General features: G+C 71.3%; 17 protein-coding genes. 8 read left to right on the top strand and 9 right to left on the bottom strand.

Annotated features, from left to right (window positions below; all coding sequences use genetic code 11):
* Nucleotides 1-35: 35 nt before the first annotated feature.
* The 3 genes from NZH93_RS12795 to NZH93_RS12785 are packed head-to-tail and all read right to left on the bottom strand — an operon-like array spanning nucleotide 36 to nucleotide 2,423.
* On the bottom strand, nucleotides 36-776 hold the full coding sequence (locus NZH93_RS12795) for an ABC transporter permease (protein WP_259623249.1): 741 nt from the start codon (nucleotides 774-776) through the stop codon (nucleotides 36-38).
* Complete coding sequence (locus NZH93_RS12790; protein ID WP_259623248.1) at nucleotides 773-1,765, bottom strand: ABC transporter ATP-binding protein; 993 nt, start codon at nucleotides 1,763-1,765, stop codon at nucleotides 773-775. The genes NZH93_RS12795 and NZH93_RS12790 overlap by 4 nt, the downstream gene beginning before the upstream one ends.
* Nucleotides 1,758-2,423 carry an ABC transporter permease gene (locus NZH93_RS12785; RefSeq protein WP_259623247.1) on the bottom strand — a complete coding sequence of 222 codons (666 nt, stop codon included), beginning with the start codon at nucleotides 2,421-2,423 and terminating at the stop codon, nucleotides 1,758-1,760. The genes NZH93_RS12790 and NZH93_RS12785 overlap by 8 nt, the downstream gene beginning before the upstream one ends.
* A gap of 111 nt (nucleotides 2,424-2,534) precedes the next feature.
* On the opposite strand from NZH93_RS12785, the gene NZH93_RS12780 reads away from it, so the two are divergent.
* Entirely contained in the window at nucleotides 2,535-3,386 is an 852-nt protein-coding gene (locus tag NZH93_RS12780; protein WP_259623246.1) for an IclR family transcriptional regulator, read from the top strand.
* 24 nt (nucleotides 3,387-3,410) lie between these two features.
* On the opposite strand, the gene NZH93_RS12775 is transcribed toward NZH93_RS12780, so the two are convergent.
* A complete protein-coding gene (locus tag NZH93_RS12775) occupies nucleotides 3,411-4,553 on the bottom strand; it encodes an NADH:flavin oxidoreductase (RefSeq protein ID WP_259623245.1) in 1,143 nt (380 codons plus the stop codon).
* 98 nt (nucleotides 4,554-4,651) lie between these two features.
* On the opposite strand from NZH93_RS12775, the gene NZH93_RS12770 reads away from it, so the two are divergent.
* Entirely contained in the window at nucleotides 4,652-5,044 is a 393-nt protein-coding gene (locus NZH93_RS12770) for a MerR family transcriptional regulator (RefSeq protein WP_259623244.1), read from the top strand.
* Between the two features lie 42 nt (nucleotides 5,045-5,086).
* On the opposite strand, the gene NZH93_RS12765 is transcribed toward NZH93_RS12770, so the two are convergent.
* Complete coding sequence (locus NZH93_RS12765) at nucleotides 5,087-6,001, bottom strand: alpha/beta hydrolase (protein WP_259623243.1); 915 nt, start codon at nucleotides 5,999-6,001, stop codon at nucleotides 5,087-5,089.
* An 86-nt stretch (nucleotides 6,002-6,087) separates the two neighbouring features.
* On the opposite strand from NZH93_RS12765, the gene NZH93_RS12760 reads away from it, so the two are divergent.
* Nucleotides 6,088-7,239, top strand: coding sequence for an AI-2E family transporter (locus tag NZH93_RS12760; RefSeq protein WP_259623242.1), 1,152 nt, complete (start codon nucleotides 6,088-6,090; stop codon nucleotides 7,237-7,239).
* 10 nt (nucleotides 7,240-7,249) lie between these two features.
* On the opposite strand, the gene NZH93_RS12755 is transcribed toward NZH93_RS12760, so the two are convergent.
* Nucleotides 7,250-7,810 carry a TetR/AcrR family transcriptional regulator gene (locus NZH93_RS12755; protein ID WP_259623241.1) on the bottom strand — a complete coding sequence of 187 codons (561 nt, stop codon included), beginning with the start codon at nucleotides 7,808-7,810 and terminating at the stop codon, nucleotides 7,250-7,252.
* 79 nt (nucleotides 7,811-7,889) lie between these two features.
* Here NZH93_RS12755 and NZH93_RS12750 point away from each other — a divergent pair, with 79 nt between their 5' ends.
* Nucleotides 7,890-8,528: a class I SAM-dependent methyltransferase gene (locus tag NZH93_RS12750; protein ID WP_259623240.1), complete on the top strand. Its 639-nt coding sequence runs from the start codon at nucleotides 7,890-7,892 to the stop codon at nucleotides 8,526-8,528.
* Here the strand turns inward: NZH93_RS12750 and NZH93_RS12745 are convergent.
* On the bottom strand, nucleotides 8,521-9,969 hold the full coding sequence (locus NZH93_RS12745; protein WP_259623239.1) for a DUF2867 domain-containing protein: 1,449 nt from the start codon (nucleotides 9,967-9,969) through the stop codon (nucleotides 8,521-8,523). The genes NZH93_RS12750 and NZH93_RS12745 overlap by 8 nt on opposite strands.
* 58 nt (nucleotides 9,970-10,027) lie before the next feature.
* On the opposite strand from NZH93_RS12745, the gene NZH93_RS12740 reads away from it, so the two are divergent.
* Nucleotides 10,028-10,786 carry a sulfite exporter TauE/SafE family protein gene (locus NZH93_RS12740; protein ID WP_259623238.1) on the top strand — a complete coding sequence of 253 codons (759 nt, stop codon included), beginning with the start codon at nucleotides 10,028-10,030 and terminating at the stop codon, nucleotides 10,784-10,786.
* 19 nt (nucleotides 10,787-10,805) lie between these two features.
* Here the strand turns inward: NZH93_RS12740 and NZH93_RS12735 are convergent, their stop codons facing one another.
* Nucleotides 10,806-12,014, bottom strand: coding sequence for an amidase domain-containing protein (locus NZH93_RS12735; protein WP_259623237.1), 1,209 nt, complete (start codon nucleotides 12,012-12,014; stop codon nucleotides 10,806-10,808).
* 161 nt (nucleotides 12,015-12,175) lie between these two features.
* Between NZH93_RS12735 and NZH93_RS12730 the strand changes: the two genes are divergently transcribed.
* Nucleotides 12,176-12,877: a helix-turn-helix transcriptional regulator gene (locus NZH93_RS12730; protein WP_259623236.1), complete on the top strand. Its 702-nt coding sequence runs from the start codon at nucleotides 12,176-12,178 to the stop codon at nucleotides 12,875-12,877.
* Here the strand turns inward: NZH93_RS12730 and NZH93_RS12725 are convergent.
* Complete coding sequence (locus NZH93_RS12725; protein ID WP_259623235.1) at nucleotides 12,861-13,235, bottom strand: VOC family protein; 375 nt, start codon at nucleotides 13,233-13,235, stop codon at nucleotides 12,861-12,863. The genes NZH93_RS12730 and NZH93_RS12725 overlap by 17 nt on opposite strands.
* Before the next feature lie 200 nt (nucleotides 13,236-13,435).
* Between NZH93_RS12725 and NZH93_RS12720 the strand changes: the two genes are divergently transcribed.
* Both NZH93_RS12720 and NZH93_RS12715 read left to right on the top strand, forming a co-directional pair.
* Entirely contained in the window at nucleotides 13,436-14,257 is an 822-nt protein-coding gene (locus tag NZH93_RS12720; protein ID WP_259623234.1) for a hypothetical protein, read from the top strand.
* Nucleotides 14,258-14,509: 252 nt separating this feature from the next.
* Complete coding sequence (locus tag NZH93_RS12715) at nucleotides 14,510-17,335, top strand: AbfB domain-containing protein (protein ID WP_259623233.1); 2,826 nt, start codon at nucleotides 14,510-14,512, stop codon at nucleotides 17,333-17,335.
* Nucleotides 17,336-17,350 lie beyond the last annotated feature (15 nt).

Raw genomic sequence — 17,350 nt, 5'->3', positions numbered from 1 at the left:
GAATCCTTCGGGTGCGCTGTGGGGGAGGAGGGGGGCTAGAGACCGCGGGGACGGACGCGGTCCTCGACGAGACCGGCGGCCCAGTCGATGAGGACGGCGATGGCGGCGACGAGCACCGCGCCGACGAGCAGGACGGAGAACCGCTGGAGCTTGAGGCCGTTGACGATCATGTCGCCGAGACCGCCCGCGTTGATGAACGTCGCGATCGTGGCGACGCCGACGGAGAACACCAGCGCGGTCCGCAGCCCGGCCAGGATCACCGGCGAGGCGAGCGGGAGTTCGATGCGCCAGAGCACCTGGTTCGGGGTCATGCCCATGCCCCGCGCGGCTTCGCGCGTGGCGGCGTCGACCTGCTCCAAGCCGGTGAGCGTGTTGCGCAGCACCGGGAGGAAGCAGTAAGCGACCAGCGAGACCAGCGCGGTGGTGAACCCGGTCCGCCAGACGATGGCCAGCAGGATGACCACGCCCACGGCGGGCGTGGCCTGGCCGATGTTGCCGAGGCCGATGACGACCGCCTTGACGATCCGCGACCGCACCCGGTGCGCCAGGACGGCGGTGGGGATGGCGAGCACCGCCACCAGCGCGGAGGACACGACGGTGAGGACGAGGTGCTCCCTCGTGCGGTCGAGCAGGTGCTCGGCGTTGAGGGTGCGGGACTCGATCGAGTCCAGGTCCAGCGTGCCGACCCAGGCGAACACCGCGCCGAGCACGAGGACCACCGCGATCGGGGTGGTGAACCGGCGCAGGGCGTTGCGCTGTCCCGTGTGGACGGTCATGGCGCCGTCCCCGTCGGCAGGCGGGGCGCCCCGAGCGCGGCGGAGATCCCGGCGTGGGTGAGCGATCCGGCCACCGAGCCGGACTCGTCGGTGACGTTGACCCGCTGTCCCCCGGTGAGCACGAGGAGGTCCAGCGCGTCGCGCAGCGAGTCCTGCACGCCGAGCGCGGCCGACGAGTCGTCGGGCGCCTCCAGCGGGACCTCGCCGATCGGGATCAGGGCCAGCCGCATCAGACCCGCGCCCCGGCCGATGAACCCGGCCACGTACTCGTTGGCCGGGTCGGCGAGGATGTTCGCCGGCGTGTCGCACTGCTCGATCCGGCTGCGCTCGCTGAGCACGGCGATCCGGTCGCCCAGCCGGACGGCCTCGTCGAAGTCGTGGGTGACGAAGATGATCGTCTTGCCGATGTCGGCCTGGAGTCGCCGGAACTCCTCCTGCAACCTCAGCCGGGTGATCGGGTCGGTCGCGCCGAACGGTTCGTCCATCAGCATCACGGGCGGGTCGGCGGCCAGCGCTCGGGCCACACCGACGCGTTGCTGCTGCCCGCCGGAGAGCTGCTTGGGGTAGCGGTGGGCGAACACGCCGGGGTCGAGCGCCACCGTGCGCAGCAGCTCGTCCACCCGGTCGGCGACGCGCGCCTTCGACCAGCCGAGCAGCTTCGGCACCGTGGCGATGTTCTCGGCGATGGTCATGTGCGGGAACAGCCCGATCTGCTGGATCACGTAGCCGATGTGGCGGCGCAGCTCGTTGGGGTCCAGCGACAGGACGTCCTCGCCGTCGATCGTGATGGAGCCCGACGTCGGCTCGATGATCCGGTTGATCATCTTCATCGTGGTCGTCTTGCCGCAGCCGCTCGGTCCGACGAACATCAGCAGCTCGCCGGGCTCGACCCGCAGCGAGAAGTCCTCGACCGCGCCGTGCTCCTGACCGGGGTAGCGCTTGGTGACGTCGCTCAGCTCGATGCCGACGCCCGCGGTGGGATCAGGCACGGAGACCCCTCGGCGTGCTGTAGCGGGTGATGAGGACGAAGGCGCCGTCGATGAGCAGCGCCAGCAGCACGACGCAGAGCGTGCCCGTGAGGGCGAAGTTGAGGGCGTTGACCGACCCGAGCGACGACAGCCCCCGGAAGATGTAGACGCCCAGACCAGGACCGGCGACGTAGGCGGCGATGGCCGCGATGCCGACGGTGAGCTGCGCGGCGACCCGGATGCCGGTGACGATCACCGGCCAGGCCAGCGGGAGCTGGATCCGCAGCAGCACCGCCGCGGGCGTCATCCCCATGCCCCGCGCGGATTCCACCAGGTGGCCGGGCACCTCCCTCAGGCCCACCACGGTGTTCCGCACGATCGGCAGCAGCGAGTAGAAGACCAGCGACACGATCGTCGGCGCCCACCCGAGCCCGAGCACCGGGCTCAGCAGCGCCAGCAGGGCGAGCGACGGGATCGTGATCGCGATGCCCGCCGCCGTGAGCGAGACGGAGCGGGGGACCGGCCGGTCCCAGACGAGCAGTCCGATGAGGACACCGATCGCGGTGGCCAGCGCCAGTGAGATCGCCACGGCGGCGAGGTGTTGCAGTGCCAGTTCGACGACGTCTTCCCAGCGGCGGGCCAGGAAGTCGTCGAGGTTGGCGAGTTGAAGTCCGGTCACGGTGTGCCCTCCTCCTCGGCCGCGTTGCCGATGGCTGAGGACGATAAGGAGCGTGTGTCCTTATGCACAACATGTGTTGGCTATATGGCAACAGCGACCTAGGATGCGGGCATGGAACAGCGCGGCTCACGGCGCAACTCGGCGGGTCTGGCCAGGGACATCGAGGTCCTGGAGGCGCTCAGCCGACCGGAGGCGGTCGAGTCGGGCGGGCTCGGTGTCGTCCGCATCGCCGCCCTCACCGGACGGGACAAGGCAGTCATGTCGCGCACGCTGGCGACGCTCGCCGACAGCGGCCTGGTCGACCGCGACCCCCAGACGCTCACGTACCGCCTGGGGTCCCGGCTCTACGCCCTGGCGGCGCGCACCGCCGAGGGCGCACTCGCCCGACAGGCCAGGGTGCACCTGAAGCACGTCACGGAGGTCACCAGGGAGACCGCGCACCTGTGCGTGCTGCGCGGCGGCAACGTGCTGACGCTTCTGAGCGAACTCAGCCCCAACCAGTTCAAGACCACCGGCTGGGAAGGCGTCACCACCGCCGCGTGGTGCACCCCGTCCGGCCGGGTGCTCCTCAGCGACTGGGACCCCGAGTCGCTGGCGCTCTGGTACTCCGAACACGGCCGCGACGAACCGGTCATCGAGCCGCGCGAGCACACCGCGTCCACCGCTTCCGGCTTCGCCGTCCTACCGCACCCCTCCGCGGCCGACTCCCCGATCCGCGGCCTGGACACGCTGCTCGTCGAACTGGCCAAGATCCGGGACCGCGGCTACAGCACGTCCGACGAGGAACTGGAACGCGGGGTCGTCGCCGCCTCCGCGCCGGTCTACGACTTCACCTCGCGCGTGGTCGCCGCGCTCAACGTCTCCGCCCCGAAGGAACGCATCGGGTCCCAGCTCGACAAGCTCGGCGGCATCGTCGCCACGGCCGCGCACGACCTGTCCGTCGCGTTGGGACACACGGGCTGACCACGGGCCAGCCCGTGTGCCGCGTCAGTGCAGCGTGCCCAGCGCCGCCGGGGTGAAGGCGACGACCTCGTCCTCCCGGCCGGAGAGGATCTTGGCCGCCCACGCCGGGTCGGCGACGAGCGGCCTGCCGACAGCGACCAGGTCGAACTCGTCGGCCTCCAGGCGGTCCAGGAGCCCGTCGATGCCCGCCGCGGTGACGGCCCCGCCGTTCAGGCTGTCCCAGAACTCGTTGTCCAGGCCGACCGACCCGACGGTGATCGCGGGCTTGCCGGTGAGCTTCTTCGCCCAGCCCGCGAGGTTGAGGTCGGAGCCGTCGAACGCGGGCTGCCAGTAGCGGCGGGTGGAGGCGTGGAAGGCGTCGGCCCCCGCGTCGGCGAGCCTGCCGAGGACGGTGCCGAAGTCGTCGGGGGTTTCGAAGGTGCGGGCGTCGAAGTCGTTGTTCTTCCACTGGGACAGCCGAACGACGATCGGGAAGCCGGGGGAGACCGCGCCGCGGACGGCGGCGACGACCTCGGCGGCGAACCGGGCGCGGGACGCGGTGCCACCGCCGTAGCCGTCGGTGCGGCGGTTGGAGCGCGACCAGAGGAACTGGTCGATGAGGTAGCCGTGCGCGCCGTGCAGTTCGACGCCGTCGAAGCCGAGCCGCTCGGCCGTGGCGGCTCCCTCGGCGAACGCCCGGACGACGTCGTCGATGTCGTCCCGCGTCATCGCGCGTCCCGCGCGGGGGTTGCCGTCCACGGGTCGACCGGAGGCGTCGAGGACGCCGTCCATCGGCACGCCGGAAGGGCTGACGGCGGGAGCCTCGGGGTGCGGCGGGTCGCCGTCCTTGCGGACCATGCCGACGTGCTGGAGCTGCGAGAAGATCAGGCCGCCCTCGGCGTGGACGGCCTCGACGGCCCGTGACCAGCCCGCCAGCGGGGCGTCGCCGTAGATCCGGGACCCGCTGTCCGCCTGCCCGGCCGACGGGTGGTCGACGTAGGTGCTCTCGGTGATGATTAGCCCCACCCCGCCCGCCGCGCGCCGGGCGTAGTAGGCGGCCAGCTCCTCGGGCGGCACCCCGCCGTGCGAGGCGAAGCGGGTCATCGGGGCCATCACGATCCGGTTGGGGACGGTCAGCCCGCCCAGCGTGATCGGACGGGAAAGTGCTTGGGCCGCACGGGTTTTCACGGGAATCGATCTCCTTCGAGTGGGTCACCCGCTACGCTAGGATCTACCGCTGACGTCAGATGCAAGGGTTCGTGAGCGGGGCCACAGAGGAGGTCGGGATGCGGATCGGCGAACTCGCCGCGAAGGCGGGCGTGAGCGTGCGGGCCCTCCGGTACTACGAGGAGCAGGGGCTGCTCGCCGCCGAGCGCAGCGCGGGCGGCACCCGGCACTACCCGGACACCGCGGTGGACCAGGTCTGGATGATCCAGCAGTTCTACTCCGCTGGGCTGGCCAGCAGGTCGATCCGCGCGATCCTGCCGCACCTCGGCTCCGACGGCGTGACCCCGGAGGTGCTCGCCCTGCTCCAGGAGGAACGGGAGCGCGTCGACCTGATGCTGGTCAACCTCGCGGACGTCCGGGACCGGCTGGACACCGGTATCGCCGTCGCCGCGAAGGCCGTGGGCTCCGGCAAGCGCTGCCCCGCCGAGACGCGGACGTGCGGCGATTCGTAGCGGCCGGTCCGCCCACTGGTTCGCGGTCTGCGCGCCTGACCGCTACGGCCGTTCGGTCGCCAGCACCAGGGCGTCGGCCACCATCGCCATCGTCCGGCGAGCCCGCCGGGGGTCCTCGGTGAGGAAGTAGTGGTCCACGTCCGGCGTCTCGTCCAGGGTCGCGGGCACCCCCGCCTCCCGCAGCCGTGCCACGTAGCGCTCACCGTCGGACCGCAGGACGTCGCGCTCGCCGGTGAGCACCAGCGCGGGCGGCAGCCCCGACAGGTCGTCGGCCAGCACAGGGGACGCGTACGGGTGTGACCGCGTGGCCACGTCGGGGAAGTAGACGCGCCGGACCAACCGTCGCAGGTCGGTGGAGATCATCCCCGTCGCGTGCTCGGGGAGGTCGCCCGCCATGTCCAGGGCGGGCACTCCGAGCACCTGGAGCGCGGGGCGGAACGAGCCGGCGTCGCGGGCCTGGAGGCACACCGACGCCGCGAGCCCGCCGCCGGACGAGAACCCGCCCACGGTGATCCGCTCGCCGTCCAGCCGCAGGTCGCCGCCCCCGGCGGCGGCCCACGCGGCCACGTCGTGGCACTGCCGCTGGGCGACCGGGTACACGACGTAGGGCGCGGTGCGGAAGTCGACGTTGAGGACGGTCGCCCCGGTCGTGGCGGTGAGGTAGCGGCACCACCAGTCGTCCATCGCCGGGTACCGCATGAGCCACGCCCCGCCGTGGAAGTGGATGTGCGCGGGTGCCGGGTCGCGCCGTTCCCCGGCCCGGTAGACGTGCACGCGCACCGATCCGTGCCGCGTGGGCGCCCGCACCACCCGCGGCGCGGGCAGGTCCGTCCCGGCGAACCGCAGGCCCTCGCCGTAGCGCACGGTCCACCGCGCGGTCGCGTGCATCGCCATCGCCCTGAGCCGGTCGTCGAGTCGCACACCGGACGTTCGCGGCGGGACCGGTGTCCGGATCACCGCCCGCCTGAACCGCGTGCGCACTGGTGGTCTGGCAGGCTGCACCCGAGCGGCGTGCGCGCGTCGCCGGGGGAGAGGCGAAGACCGTGGGCGCTGGAGACCGTCGCTGGACCGACCGGGGTGAGGCCATCGGTCACGGACTGATGTGGTCGGCGCGCTGGAGCACGCGGCTGGCGCTGATCGCGGTGGGCGTGGTCCTGCTGTGGATGTTCATCGGCAAGATCTGGGTCGTGGTCATGCCGGTCCTGCTCGGCCTGCTCATCACCACCGTCCTCTGGCCGCCCGCCAGGTGGCTGCGCTCACGCGGACTGGCCCCGGCGCTGGCCGCGTCGATCGTGCTGCTGGTCGGACTGGCCGTCCTGGGCGGTGTGCTGGCGCTGATCTCGGTGTCGATCGCCTCCGGCGTCCCGGACATCGCCAGCAGCGCGTCCGAGGCCATCCAGCAGGCGCGCGACTGGCTGGCCGGGCCCCCGTTCAACCTGGCCGACAGCAAGCTGGACCAGCTCCTGCAACAGGGCACCGACCAGCTCCAGGCCAGCGTCGGCTCGATCGCCAACGGCCTCATCACCGGCGTCGGCACGGTCACGTCCGGCCTGGTCACCGGCATCCTGGCGCTGCTGCTGGCCTTCCTGTTCGTCAAGGACGGGCCGCGGTTCACGCCGTGGCTGCGCGGCCTGGTCGGCGACCGCGCGGGCGGCCACCTGACCGTCGTGCTGGAACGCGTCTGGACCACGCTGGGCGACTTCATCCGCACCCAGGCGATCGTGAGCCTCGTCGACGCCGTCCTCATCGGCATCGGCATGCTCGTCCTGGGTGTCCCGCTCGCCATCCCGCTGGCCGCGCTGACGTTCCTCGGCGGCTTCATCCCGATCGTCGGCGCCTTCATCGCGGGCGCCGTGGCCGTCCTGGTCGCCCTCGTCAGCAACGGCGTCACGGCCGCGGTGATCCTGCTGGTGATCGTCGTGGTGGTGCAGCAACTGGAGGGCAGCGTCCTCCAGCCGATCCTCCAGTCCCGCAGCCTCCGCCTGCACGCCGCGGTCGTCCTGCTCGCGGTGACGGCGGGCAGCAGCCTCTACGGCATCGCCGGAGCGTTCCTCGCCGTCCCGGTCGCCGCCACCATCGCCGTGGTGATGCGGTACCTGAGCGAGGTCATCGACCAGGGCAGCACCGCCCCCACCCCCGCCCAGGACCAGCCCCTGCCGGGGATGGAGGAGCCCACGGCGAACCGCGAGCCCTGAGGCTCCGGCGTCAGAGCCGGGCCAGGTGCTCGTCGAGGACGGCGAGCGCCTCGGCGGGCGCGTGGTGCCCCGCGAGGGTGTGCGCGGTGAGCCCGTCGGTCAGCGCGACGAGCCTGAACGCCTCCTGCTCGGCGTCGGGGACCCCGGCGGCGCGCAACTGTTCGACCAGGTAGGCGTGCCCCTCGGCGTAGCCGGACCTCAGGTGGGCGGCGATCTTCTCGTCCACCGGCGCCCGTGCGAGGAAGGTGACGGCGACCCGCGCCTCGAGTCGGCGCTCGTCGTCCAGCGGCAACGTCTGCACCAGCACCGCGCGCACCCGCTGGAGCGGGTCGTCCTGGTCGGCCAGCGCCTCCCCGACGCGGCGCCCTACCTGCTCGGTCAGCGAACTCAACGCGAACAGCACCATCTCCTCCTTGTCGGTGAAGTAGTGCTGCACCATCCCCATGGACACCCCCGCCCCGGCGGCGACCTGGCGCAGGCTGACCGCCTCCATCCCGTTGGCGGCCACCAGGCGCCACAGGGCTTCCGCGATCTGACGTCGACGCAGGTCGTGGTCGATCCTCTTCGGCATGATCCCCCTTTTTCCAATGCGGTCGCATTGTGAAACTGGTTACAATGCGACCGCATCGTAAACGGAGGGGGAGGACACCGTGCCACGAGACCTGTCCTACTGGAACCGGTACAGCGGCTTGCCCATGACAGTGGCGGAGAAGGTCCTCGTGCGCCAGGACTTCCGCGACCTGATCCTGACCAGCCTCGCGCCCCGTCCCGGTGACCGCGTGCTCGACCTGGGCTGCGGCACCGGTCCGCACCTGCCCGTGCTGCGCGGGGCGGTCGGGGCGGACGGGCACGTGCTGGCCGTCGACTACAGCCCGAAGATGGTCGCCAAGGCGGCCCTCCGCGCTCGTGCCTGGGACAACGTGGAGGTCCGGCAGGCCGACGCGACCGCGGTCGAGCTGGAGCCCGACTCCTACGACGCCGTGCTCGCCTCGTTCTCGATCAGCGCCACCCAGGACGTCCCGGCCGTCGTCGACACCGTCCACCGGGCACTGCGTCCGGGCGGGCGGCTCTTCGCCCCCGACGTGCGCCTGCCGTCCCGCGGCGTCGGGCGGGTGCTGGGGCTGGTCTACCGCGGGGTGGCGCGGTGGACCGGCGTCGACGTGCTCGACACCGTGCGCGCCCGGTTCGGCTCGGCGGACGTCGTGACCGGGAAGGGCGTGCCGATCGTCGACCTGCCCGCCTTCGCGCCGGTCGTGATGATCACCGCCGTCAAGGACCCGGCTACCTGAGCCGCGCCGCCACGTGGTTCGCGGCGTCGCGCAGGGCCTCGACCACCGCCCGTGGTCCCTCGGACGAGGAACTGCGGGCGATCCCGTGGGCCATCGTGGTGAACACGACGTCGTGGAGGGGCTTCTGCACCTGCCAGTAGAGCCTGCCCGCGAGGTTGTCCGGGGTGAACGTGATCTTCTGGCGGTAGCGCGTGCCGCCGTCGTGCCGCTCGACGCCCATCTCCAGGACGGTGTGGCCGGGCATCCTCATGTCCGCGCGCAGGACCAGGCGGCGGGCGTCGTCGTCGCGGTGCAGCACGGTCCACGAGTCGACGACGTCGCCGTCGGTGATCTCCGGCGCCCGGCCCCGGTAGAGGCCGACGCCGCCCGCCAGGTGGTCGAGCGCGCCGCGCAGGGTCCAGACCAGCGGGATCGTGCGCCAGCCGTTGGCACCGCCCAGACCGGTGATGGTGCGCCAGACCTCGTCGGGGCCTGCGGCGGACGGCACGACCAGCTCGTCGACGAACGGGGTCGCGGACGCGGTCGGGGAACCGGAGCCCGCCAGGGTGTCGCGGATCGCGTTGTCGACGGTCGTCGGCCCACCGGGCGGCGCGGGCAGCACGGCGGTGACGTCGTCGTTCGTGGGCTCCAGGTCGTGGTCGAGCGACTCGAACAGTGGCCTGGCGACGGCAGACGGGACCGCCGTGACGAGACCGGTCAGCTTGGCCGCCAAGCCGTGCGACCACAGCGGCGCGGGCACGGGGAACCGCACGCGCAGACCCGTCACGCGGGCGTACCGCTGCACGAGCGCCAGGTAGCTCAGCGCCTCCGGGCCGGACACGTCGAACGTGCCGGTGACCGGCCGTTCCAGGTCGGCGGCGGCGAGGAGGTAGTGCACGACGTCCGCGACGGCGACCGGCCTGCTGGTGTTGCGCATCCACCGCGGCACCGGCACCCACGGCGAGAGCCGGGCCGTGCCGAGCAGGTCGAAGCTGGTCGAGCCGCGGCCGATGACCATGGACGCCTGCAACGCCAGCGCGGGCACGCTCCCGCCCGTGAGGATGTCGCCGACCTCCGCCCGTGACGCGAGGTGCTCCGACACGGCCTCCGCCGTGGGCCGGGGACCACCGAGGTACACGACCTGCCGGACGCCCGCCGCCGCCGCTTCCGCCGCCAGCACGGTCGCCGCGCGGCGGTCCACGTCGGCGAAGTCGTCCCGGTCCAGCGAGTGCACGAGGAAGTACGCCACGTCGACGCCCGCCAGCGCGGCCCGCACGGCGCTCGGCTCGGTGGCGTCACCCCGGTGGACGGTGACCGGCGAGGGGAGCGAACCCGACGACCGCACGAGCGCGCTCACGTCGTGGCCCGCGGCGACGAGCGCCGGGACCAGCAGCGAGCCGAGGTAGCCGGTCGCGCCCATGACCAGGCAGCGGGTCGGCCGGTCCGAGGCGGGGAGTCGCATCGGGCCCACGCTAGGGCCAGATGGAGGCCCGCGCTGATCAGCGGTAGCGTCGACGCACGTGCTCACCACGATCGTGGTCCTGTTCGCGCTCGGCTGCCTGAGCGGCGTCACGACCGTCCTCTTCGGGTTCGGCGGCGGTTTCGTCACCGTGCCGGTCGTGTACGCGGTGGCCGCGACCGGGCCGGACGCGATGCACGTCGCCGTCGGGACGTCGGCGGCGGTGATGGTGGTGAACTCGCTCGCCGCCACCCTCTCCCTGCACCGCTCGGGCAGGCTGCGGCGCGACTACCTGTGGCCGCTCGCGGGTTACGTCGCCGTCGGCGCGGTCATCGGCACGCTCGCCGCCACCGCGGCCCCGGACTCCTTGCTGCACGCGCTGTTCGCGGCGTACCTGGTGGTGACGATCCTCGACAGCGTGCTGCGGCGCGGTTTCCTGCACGGCGGCACGCCCCGACCGCTGGGGCGGGTCACGACCACGGCGGGCGGCGTTGGCATCGGCGTGGTGGCGAGCTTCCTCGGCGTGGGCGGCAGCGTGATGACCGTGCCGCTGCTGCGCCGCCGCGGCCTGCCGATGACCGAGGCCACCGCGATGGCGAACCCGCTCAGCCTGCCGGTCGCGGTCATCGCCACGGCCATCTACCTGACCGCCCCCGGCCCGACGGGCGTGGTCGACCCGATCGCCGCGACCGCCCTGCTGGCGGGCTCCCTGCCGACCATCGCCCTGTCGCGGAGACTGCTACCCCCGATCCCCGACAGGGCCCACGCCGTCGCCTACGTCGGACTGCTGATCACGGCGCTGGTGGCCGTGCTGGTGTGACCGCGCTGTCGGACGTCCTCTAGGTGCGGTGGGCGTACCACACGTCCCTCGGTTCGGTCTGCGGCAGCAGCGTGCTCCAGAAGGCGACATTCCACCGGTCGGTGGTGTGATAGGCCAGGAACACTTCTTCCGCGGCCCCTGGTTCACCCAGGATCGCGTTGACGAACATGGTGTGGTCGATATTTCCTTCTTCTTCCCCTGGCTGCTCGTCGGGGTGATCCCAGTCGACCTGGAGGACATCGGTCTGGAGCATCTGGTAGACGTAGTCCAGCGGGGAGGTGCGGTGCGAGTACACCTGCGCGAAGAGTCCCCAGTTGTGCGCTCCGGCCCAGCTATAGGTCTGGGTGTGGATGTCGTACCACCACTTGGAGTTGTCCGACGCGAAACCCGATGTCTGCTGCCAGCCGCCTGCGGCCATGATCTGGGAGATGAAGTTGGTGCAGTCGTTCGGGAATTCGCGGTACCAGGAGTTGTAGGGCTTCTGGAACCAGCGAATCGCGTAGTCCCACATGGCCTGGTAGTTGTACGCGTACGGCGTGATGCTCGCGTTCTTCCCGAACGTGCCCGACTTGTCCGCGTTCGGCACGGCGCGTGCTTGTCGTGCGGTCGTGACGCCCGCCGGTGGGAGAGGGGTTGATTTTTCTTCGACCCGGACGGTGCCGGAAGGATTCTTCGGTGCGCCGGCCTGGGTGGGTGGAGGAGGACCTGTCTTGAGGTGCGGGTTAGCGTTGCCGAGGGTCCAGGTGTCGTTCACCTTGATGAACGTGAAGTCGTGTTGGAGTCGGTATCCTTCGAATTGCGGCGCCCTGGGGTCGCCGTGCCCGAAGAATAGTTTGGTGACTTCGGTGGCCTGCACGTCGACCTCGGTCGGCTTGGCGGCAGTGATCCGGTCGATGGCGACGTCGACGTCGAATCCCACGTAGCCGCGCACCGGGCCGCGTGCTGTGTAGTCCCGAACGCTGTCCAGGTCATGCGATTGGACGTCGAGGCGCTGCTTCATGTCGGCGGTCAACGGGACCGCGGTCAGGGCGGCGTTCGATCCTGCCCTGTCCGCCTCCTTCGTCACCCTGAACGCGCGATCTTCAAGGTATCTGCTGACGAGATCGTGTGCCTGGGACGCGGAAAGAGGAACCGCGTCCTCGGCTATGGCGGGCGAGGTGAGTGTGGTCAGGAGTGTCGCTGTGGCGATGAAGGGCAGGAAAACCCTGGTACGCCTTCGGGAAAACATCCATCAACTCCATCTGTGGGAAATGTGAACCGGTCGCATCGTGCGAGCAACAGTTCTAGCCGCGCACCGTTGTTCACGTTCGCCCTCGCGCGGATAATCAACCAAGTGCCGAACAACCTCTCCGACCTGTGCCAAGGCCGCGTGGGACTAGGTTGGTCGGCGTGAACCGCACCGATCGCCTCTACGCGCTGGTCGAGGAGTTGCGGGCCGTCGCGCCCCGGCCCAGGAGCGCCCGTTGGCTCGCCGACCGCTTCGAGGTCAGCGCGCGCACGGTCGAGCGGGACATCAGCGCGTTGCAGCAGTCCGGGGTGCCGATCTACGCCGAGCCCGGTCGCACGGGCGGCTACTGCGTCGACAAGGCGCGCACGCTGCCGCCGGTCAACCTCACGCCGGACGAGGCCGTCGCGATGGCGTTGGCGTTGCGGCGCATGGAGGACACGCCGTTCCGGGTGACGGCCGGTTCGGCGCTGCGGAAGCTCGTCGCGGCGATGCGGGCCGACGACGCCGCGGCGGCCCACGACCTGGCGGGGCGCTTCCACCTGCTGGGCGACGGGGCCGCCGCGCCGCCGGTGCCGCACGCGGTCGCCGACGCGGTGGCCGCCCGCCGGGTGCTGCGCATCGGCTACGCCGACCGGGACGGTGTCGTCACGACGCGCGAGGTCGAGCCGCTCGGGTACGTCGGCAAGGAGACCCACTGGTACCTGGTGGGCTGGTGCAGGCTGCGCGACGCGCGCCGGGCGTTCCGCACCGACCGGATCACGTCGATCTCGGCCACCACCGAGGTGCCCCCGCCGCGCCCGCTGCGCGGCGAGGACCTCGACATCCGCTACGGCGTCCTCCAGCGGCTCACGCTGGGGGCGTGAACACCGCGAAGTGGTTGCCCGCCGGGTCGAGCAGGTGCGCGAACGTCACCCCGACCGGGTTGACCTCCGGCGCCCGCCGCACCTTCCCACCCGCCTTCTCGGCCAGCGCGCACGCCGCCGCCACGTCGTCCACGAGCACGGTGAAGACCGCGTAACCGGGCATCGCCCCCTTGGTGTCGAAGAGCCCACCCCGCAACCCGTTCGGATCACCCGTGCTGAACACCTGGTACGCCGGATCCGTGCTCTTGCTGTCGTCCCGCGCGACCGTCCACCCGAACACCTCCCCGTAGAACCGCCGCGCGACCTCCGGCTCATCAGTCCCGACCTCGAACCACCCGATCCCGTTCACAGCAGGCATGCCGTTCCCCTCACGTCGTGCCGGGCACTTCCCGACCCGACCCACGATCGCGGGCGTACACGACAACCCCCTGTCGGTGTTTCCGCGAATGGTCAGGGTCTCGCCCTGACACACCCCAGGCACGACACGGCCATCCCCGACGTCCTGCTCCGGATCCTGGCCCTGCCGTCAGCGGCGTCGACGACTTCCTCGAACAGAGCGTGGGCGTCGGAGATCGGGTCACGCCCGACGAACTCGCGGAGCACGCGGGTCCGGGCGGGCTCGTCGGCCAGGCCCGTGACGGCGATCCCCTGTGGCGCGCTGCTGTCGCGAACTCGTGGGTCGCCATGCCCGAGGCGTTGCGGCGAGAGCTGCTGGATGATCCCGACGCGGGCGTCCGGAAGGCCGCGGCGGGGTACCCGCACCCACCCGCTCCCGTCGACCTGCACGCAGGCCTGCTGGCCGACGAAGCCACCCGCGAGGCCGTGGCGTCCTACGCCGAACTGACAGCCGAGGCGCACCTCCCGCTCGCCGAGCGCGTCGCCCACCTCGACTCGCCGATCCCGTGCTTCCGGCTGTGCGCCGCGATGTCCGCCGATCTGCCCGAGGACGTGGTGCGACGCCTGCACTCGCACGAGGACGTCCAGGTGCGACGGACCGTTGCGCAGCGATCGGACACCCCCGGTGCCGTGCTCGAAGCACTGGTCGCGGAGCACGGCGAGGCGCTCAAGCACCGTCCGCTCCTGGTGGAGCACCCCAACTTCCCGCCGGAGGCGTTCACCAGGTTGGCGGTCGCCGAGAACCCCCGTCGTCGCTCCCTCGCCGCACGGGGGCCGGACCTGCCCGCCGATGTGCTCACGGCCCTGGCCAGGGACACCGACGCGTCCGTCCGGGGCGCCGTCGCCCGCCACCGGAACCTCCCCGTCCCGGTGCTGCTGACCCTGCTGGCCGACGAGGACCAGGAGGTCGCCGAGGCCGCTTCCACGAATCCAGCCCTCCCGTCCGACGCCATGCGCGACCTCCTCGACCGGGCCGGGCTGTGAGGGTTCGGCGATCCGTCGGGTACGTCCCATTCCACCTGTTGATTGATGATTGTTTCTGAGTTGTTCCGTTTGGCAATGTCTCATGTTACGTTCGCCACACTCGCCACGGAGGTGCTGCTCCGAGGCGGGGTGCAGGCCCGCGTTCCCCTGTGTTCCCGACGTTCTCCACCGCACGGACTCCGCACGTCACCGAAGCCGTCGAGCCGGGGTGGTGTGCTGCTTCCGCGCGCCTCCCTGCCCTGAAGGAGTTCGATGCGCCGCCTCGCCGCCTGTGCGGTGGCTGTGCTGGCCCTGGCCGGTGGCCTCGTCGCCACCACCGCCACCAGCGCTTCCGCCGTCGTGCCGAAGACACCGCCGCTGACCACCCCGTGGACCAACCAGGTGTCCACGACCAACCCGCTGCCGGACTACCCGCGCCCCCAGATGCTCCGCACGGACTGGCAGTCGCTCAACGGCGAGTGGCAGTTCCTCAACCCCGCGACCGACGGGGCGGGCAACGTGAACCGCAACGCGGCGCCGCCGCTGGGGCAGACGCTGCCCGAACGCGTGCTCGTGCCGTACCCGATCGAGTCGGCGCTGTCGGGCATCATGCGCAACGACAACCGCGACCTGATGTTCTACCGGCGCACGTTCACCGTGCCGCCCGCGTGGAACGGCAGGCGCGTGCAGCTCCACTTCGGCGCGGTCGACTACGAGGCGACGGTCTGGGTCAACGGCACCCAGGTCACCACGCACAAGGGCGGCTACGACCGGTTCGAGGTCGACGTCACCCCGCAGTTGAACGGCGGCACGAACGAGATCGTCGTGCGGGTCTACGACCCGACCGACGGGCGCGGTGAGAAGCAGCCGATCGGCAAGCAGGTCAACAACCCCAGCGGGATCTTCTACACGCCGTCGTCGGGCATCTGGCAGACGGTGTGGCTGGAACCCACTGCGGCGACGTCGGTGTTCTCCGTCGACGTCTACCCGAACCTGTCGAACAACACCGCCAGGGTCCGCGTCTTCACCCGCGGCAACACCGCCGGGCACACCGTGCTGGCCGAGGCGATGGCCGGGACGTCCGTGGTGGGCAGCGCCACCGGCGGGTTCACCGAGTTCTCCGTGCCGGTGCCGAACGCCCGCCGCTGGTCGCCCGATGACCCGTACCTCTACAACCTGCGCGTCTCGCTGCGCAACGGGTCCGGGGCGACCGTCGACCAGGTGGTGAACTACTTCGGCATGCGCGAGGTCGGCACGAAGCTCGTCGACGGCGTGCTGCGCCCGACCCTCAACGGCGAGTTCGTGTTCCAGGTCGGCACGCTGGACCAGGGTTTCTGGCCGGACGGCCTGTACACCGCGCCGACCGACGCGGCGCTGGCGTCGGACATCCAGAAGCACAAGGACCTCGGCTTCAACATGGTGCGCAAGCACATCAAGGTGGAACCGGCGCGCTGGTACTACCACGCGGACCGGCTCGGCCTGCTGGTGTGGCAGGACGTCCCGTCCACCCCGGCGTTCGACGCCAACCGCACGGCGGCGCAGATCGCGCAGTTCGAGACCGAGGCCCGCGAGATCGTCGACGAGCACCGGTTCTCGCCCGCCGTCATCACCTACGTGCCGTTCAACGAGGGCTGGGGCGAGTGGAACCTGGCCGACACCCGACGGGTCACCACCGACCTGAAGAACTACGACCCGACCCGGCTGGTGAACGCCCACAGCGGCTTCAACTGCTGCGCCTCCAAGGGTGATCCCGGCACCGGGGACATCATCGACTGGCACATCTACACCGGACCGGACGCGCCACGACCGTCGTCGACCCGCGTCTCCGTGCTCGGCGAGTTCGGCGGGATCGGGCTGCGCAACCCCGGTCACGAGTACAGCCCGAACGGCCAGTACTTCGCCTACGAGCAGGTGTTCAGCGCGGCGCAGCTCAACGACCGCTACACCGGCATGGTCCGCGACGTGAAGCAGTTGATGACCACCAAGGGCGTCTCCGCCTACGTCTACACGGAGATCACCGACGTCGAGGGCGAGTACAACGGCCTGCTGACCTACGACCGCCAGGTGCAGAAGGTCGACACCAACCAGCTCCGGGCCGCGCACGGCGACCTGATCAACGCCTCGCGCAACCTCAACTCCCCGGTGGACTTCACCCTCGGGCACGTCCGGTCGTTCCGGGTGACCACTCCGGGCTTCACCGACCGCTACCTGCGGCACGCCAACTCGGTGGGGCGCACGGACGTCATCAGCGCGGCCAGCGCCGACGGCGACCGCCAGGACGCGTCGTTCCGGACCGTGGCGGGCCTGGCCGACGCGCGCTGCTACTCGTTCGAGTCGGTCACGCTGCCCGGCCGCTACCTGCGGCACGCCGACAGCCGCGTGCGGGTGGAGGCGAGCACCGGTGGCTCGTTCAACTCCGACGCCACGTGGTGCGCCCGTCCCGGCCTCGCGGCGGGCGGGACGTCGCTGGAGTCGCTGAACTTCCCCGGCTCCTACCTGCGGCACTACGCGGACAACGCCTACCTGGCGCGCAGCGGCGGCCCCAACGCCTGGGACTCCGCGACCGGCTTCGCCGCCGACTCGACGTGGGGCACGACCGACCCGGCGCTGTGGCGCAGCTCCGTGCAACTGGCCACGAACGTGCGCCAGTCGCTGCGGGTCGCCACGTGGGGCCACACCGACCGCTACCTGCGGCACGCCGACAGCCTCGCCTACACGGAGATCGTGGGCGGCGGCAGCAGCGCCACGCTGAAGGCCGACGCCACGTACACCGTGCGGCGCGGCCTCGCCGACTCGTCGTGCTACTCGTTCGAGTCGGTGAACTTCCCCAACCAGTTCCTGCGGCACGCCTCCAGCCGGGTGCGGAACTCGCCGAACGACGGCTCGGCGCTGTTCCGCGACGACGCCACGTTCTGCGCCCGACCGGGCGTGGGCGGCACGGGCGTGACGTTCGAGTCGCTCAACCTGCCCGGCTCGTACCTGCGGCACTTCGAGTCGCAGGTGTTCGTGGCCTCCGGCAGCGGTGACTCCGGCTTCAACCGGCCGCAGACGCTGACGGCGGACAGCGGTTGGACCCTCGCGGCGCCCTGGGCGCCGTAGCCCTCCCGGCCGTGG

It is taken from the genome of Umezawaea endophytica, from assembly GCF_025061645.1.
Taxonomy (GTDB): domain Bacteria; phylum Actinomycetota; class Actinomycetes; order Mycobacteriales; family Pseudonocardiaceae; genus Umezawaea; species Umezawaea endophytica.
Note: the sequence above shows the minus strand (reverse complement) of the source record. Positions and strands in the feature narration are given on the sequence as shown.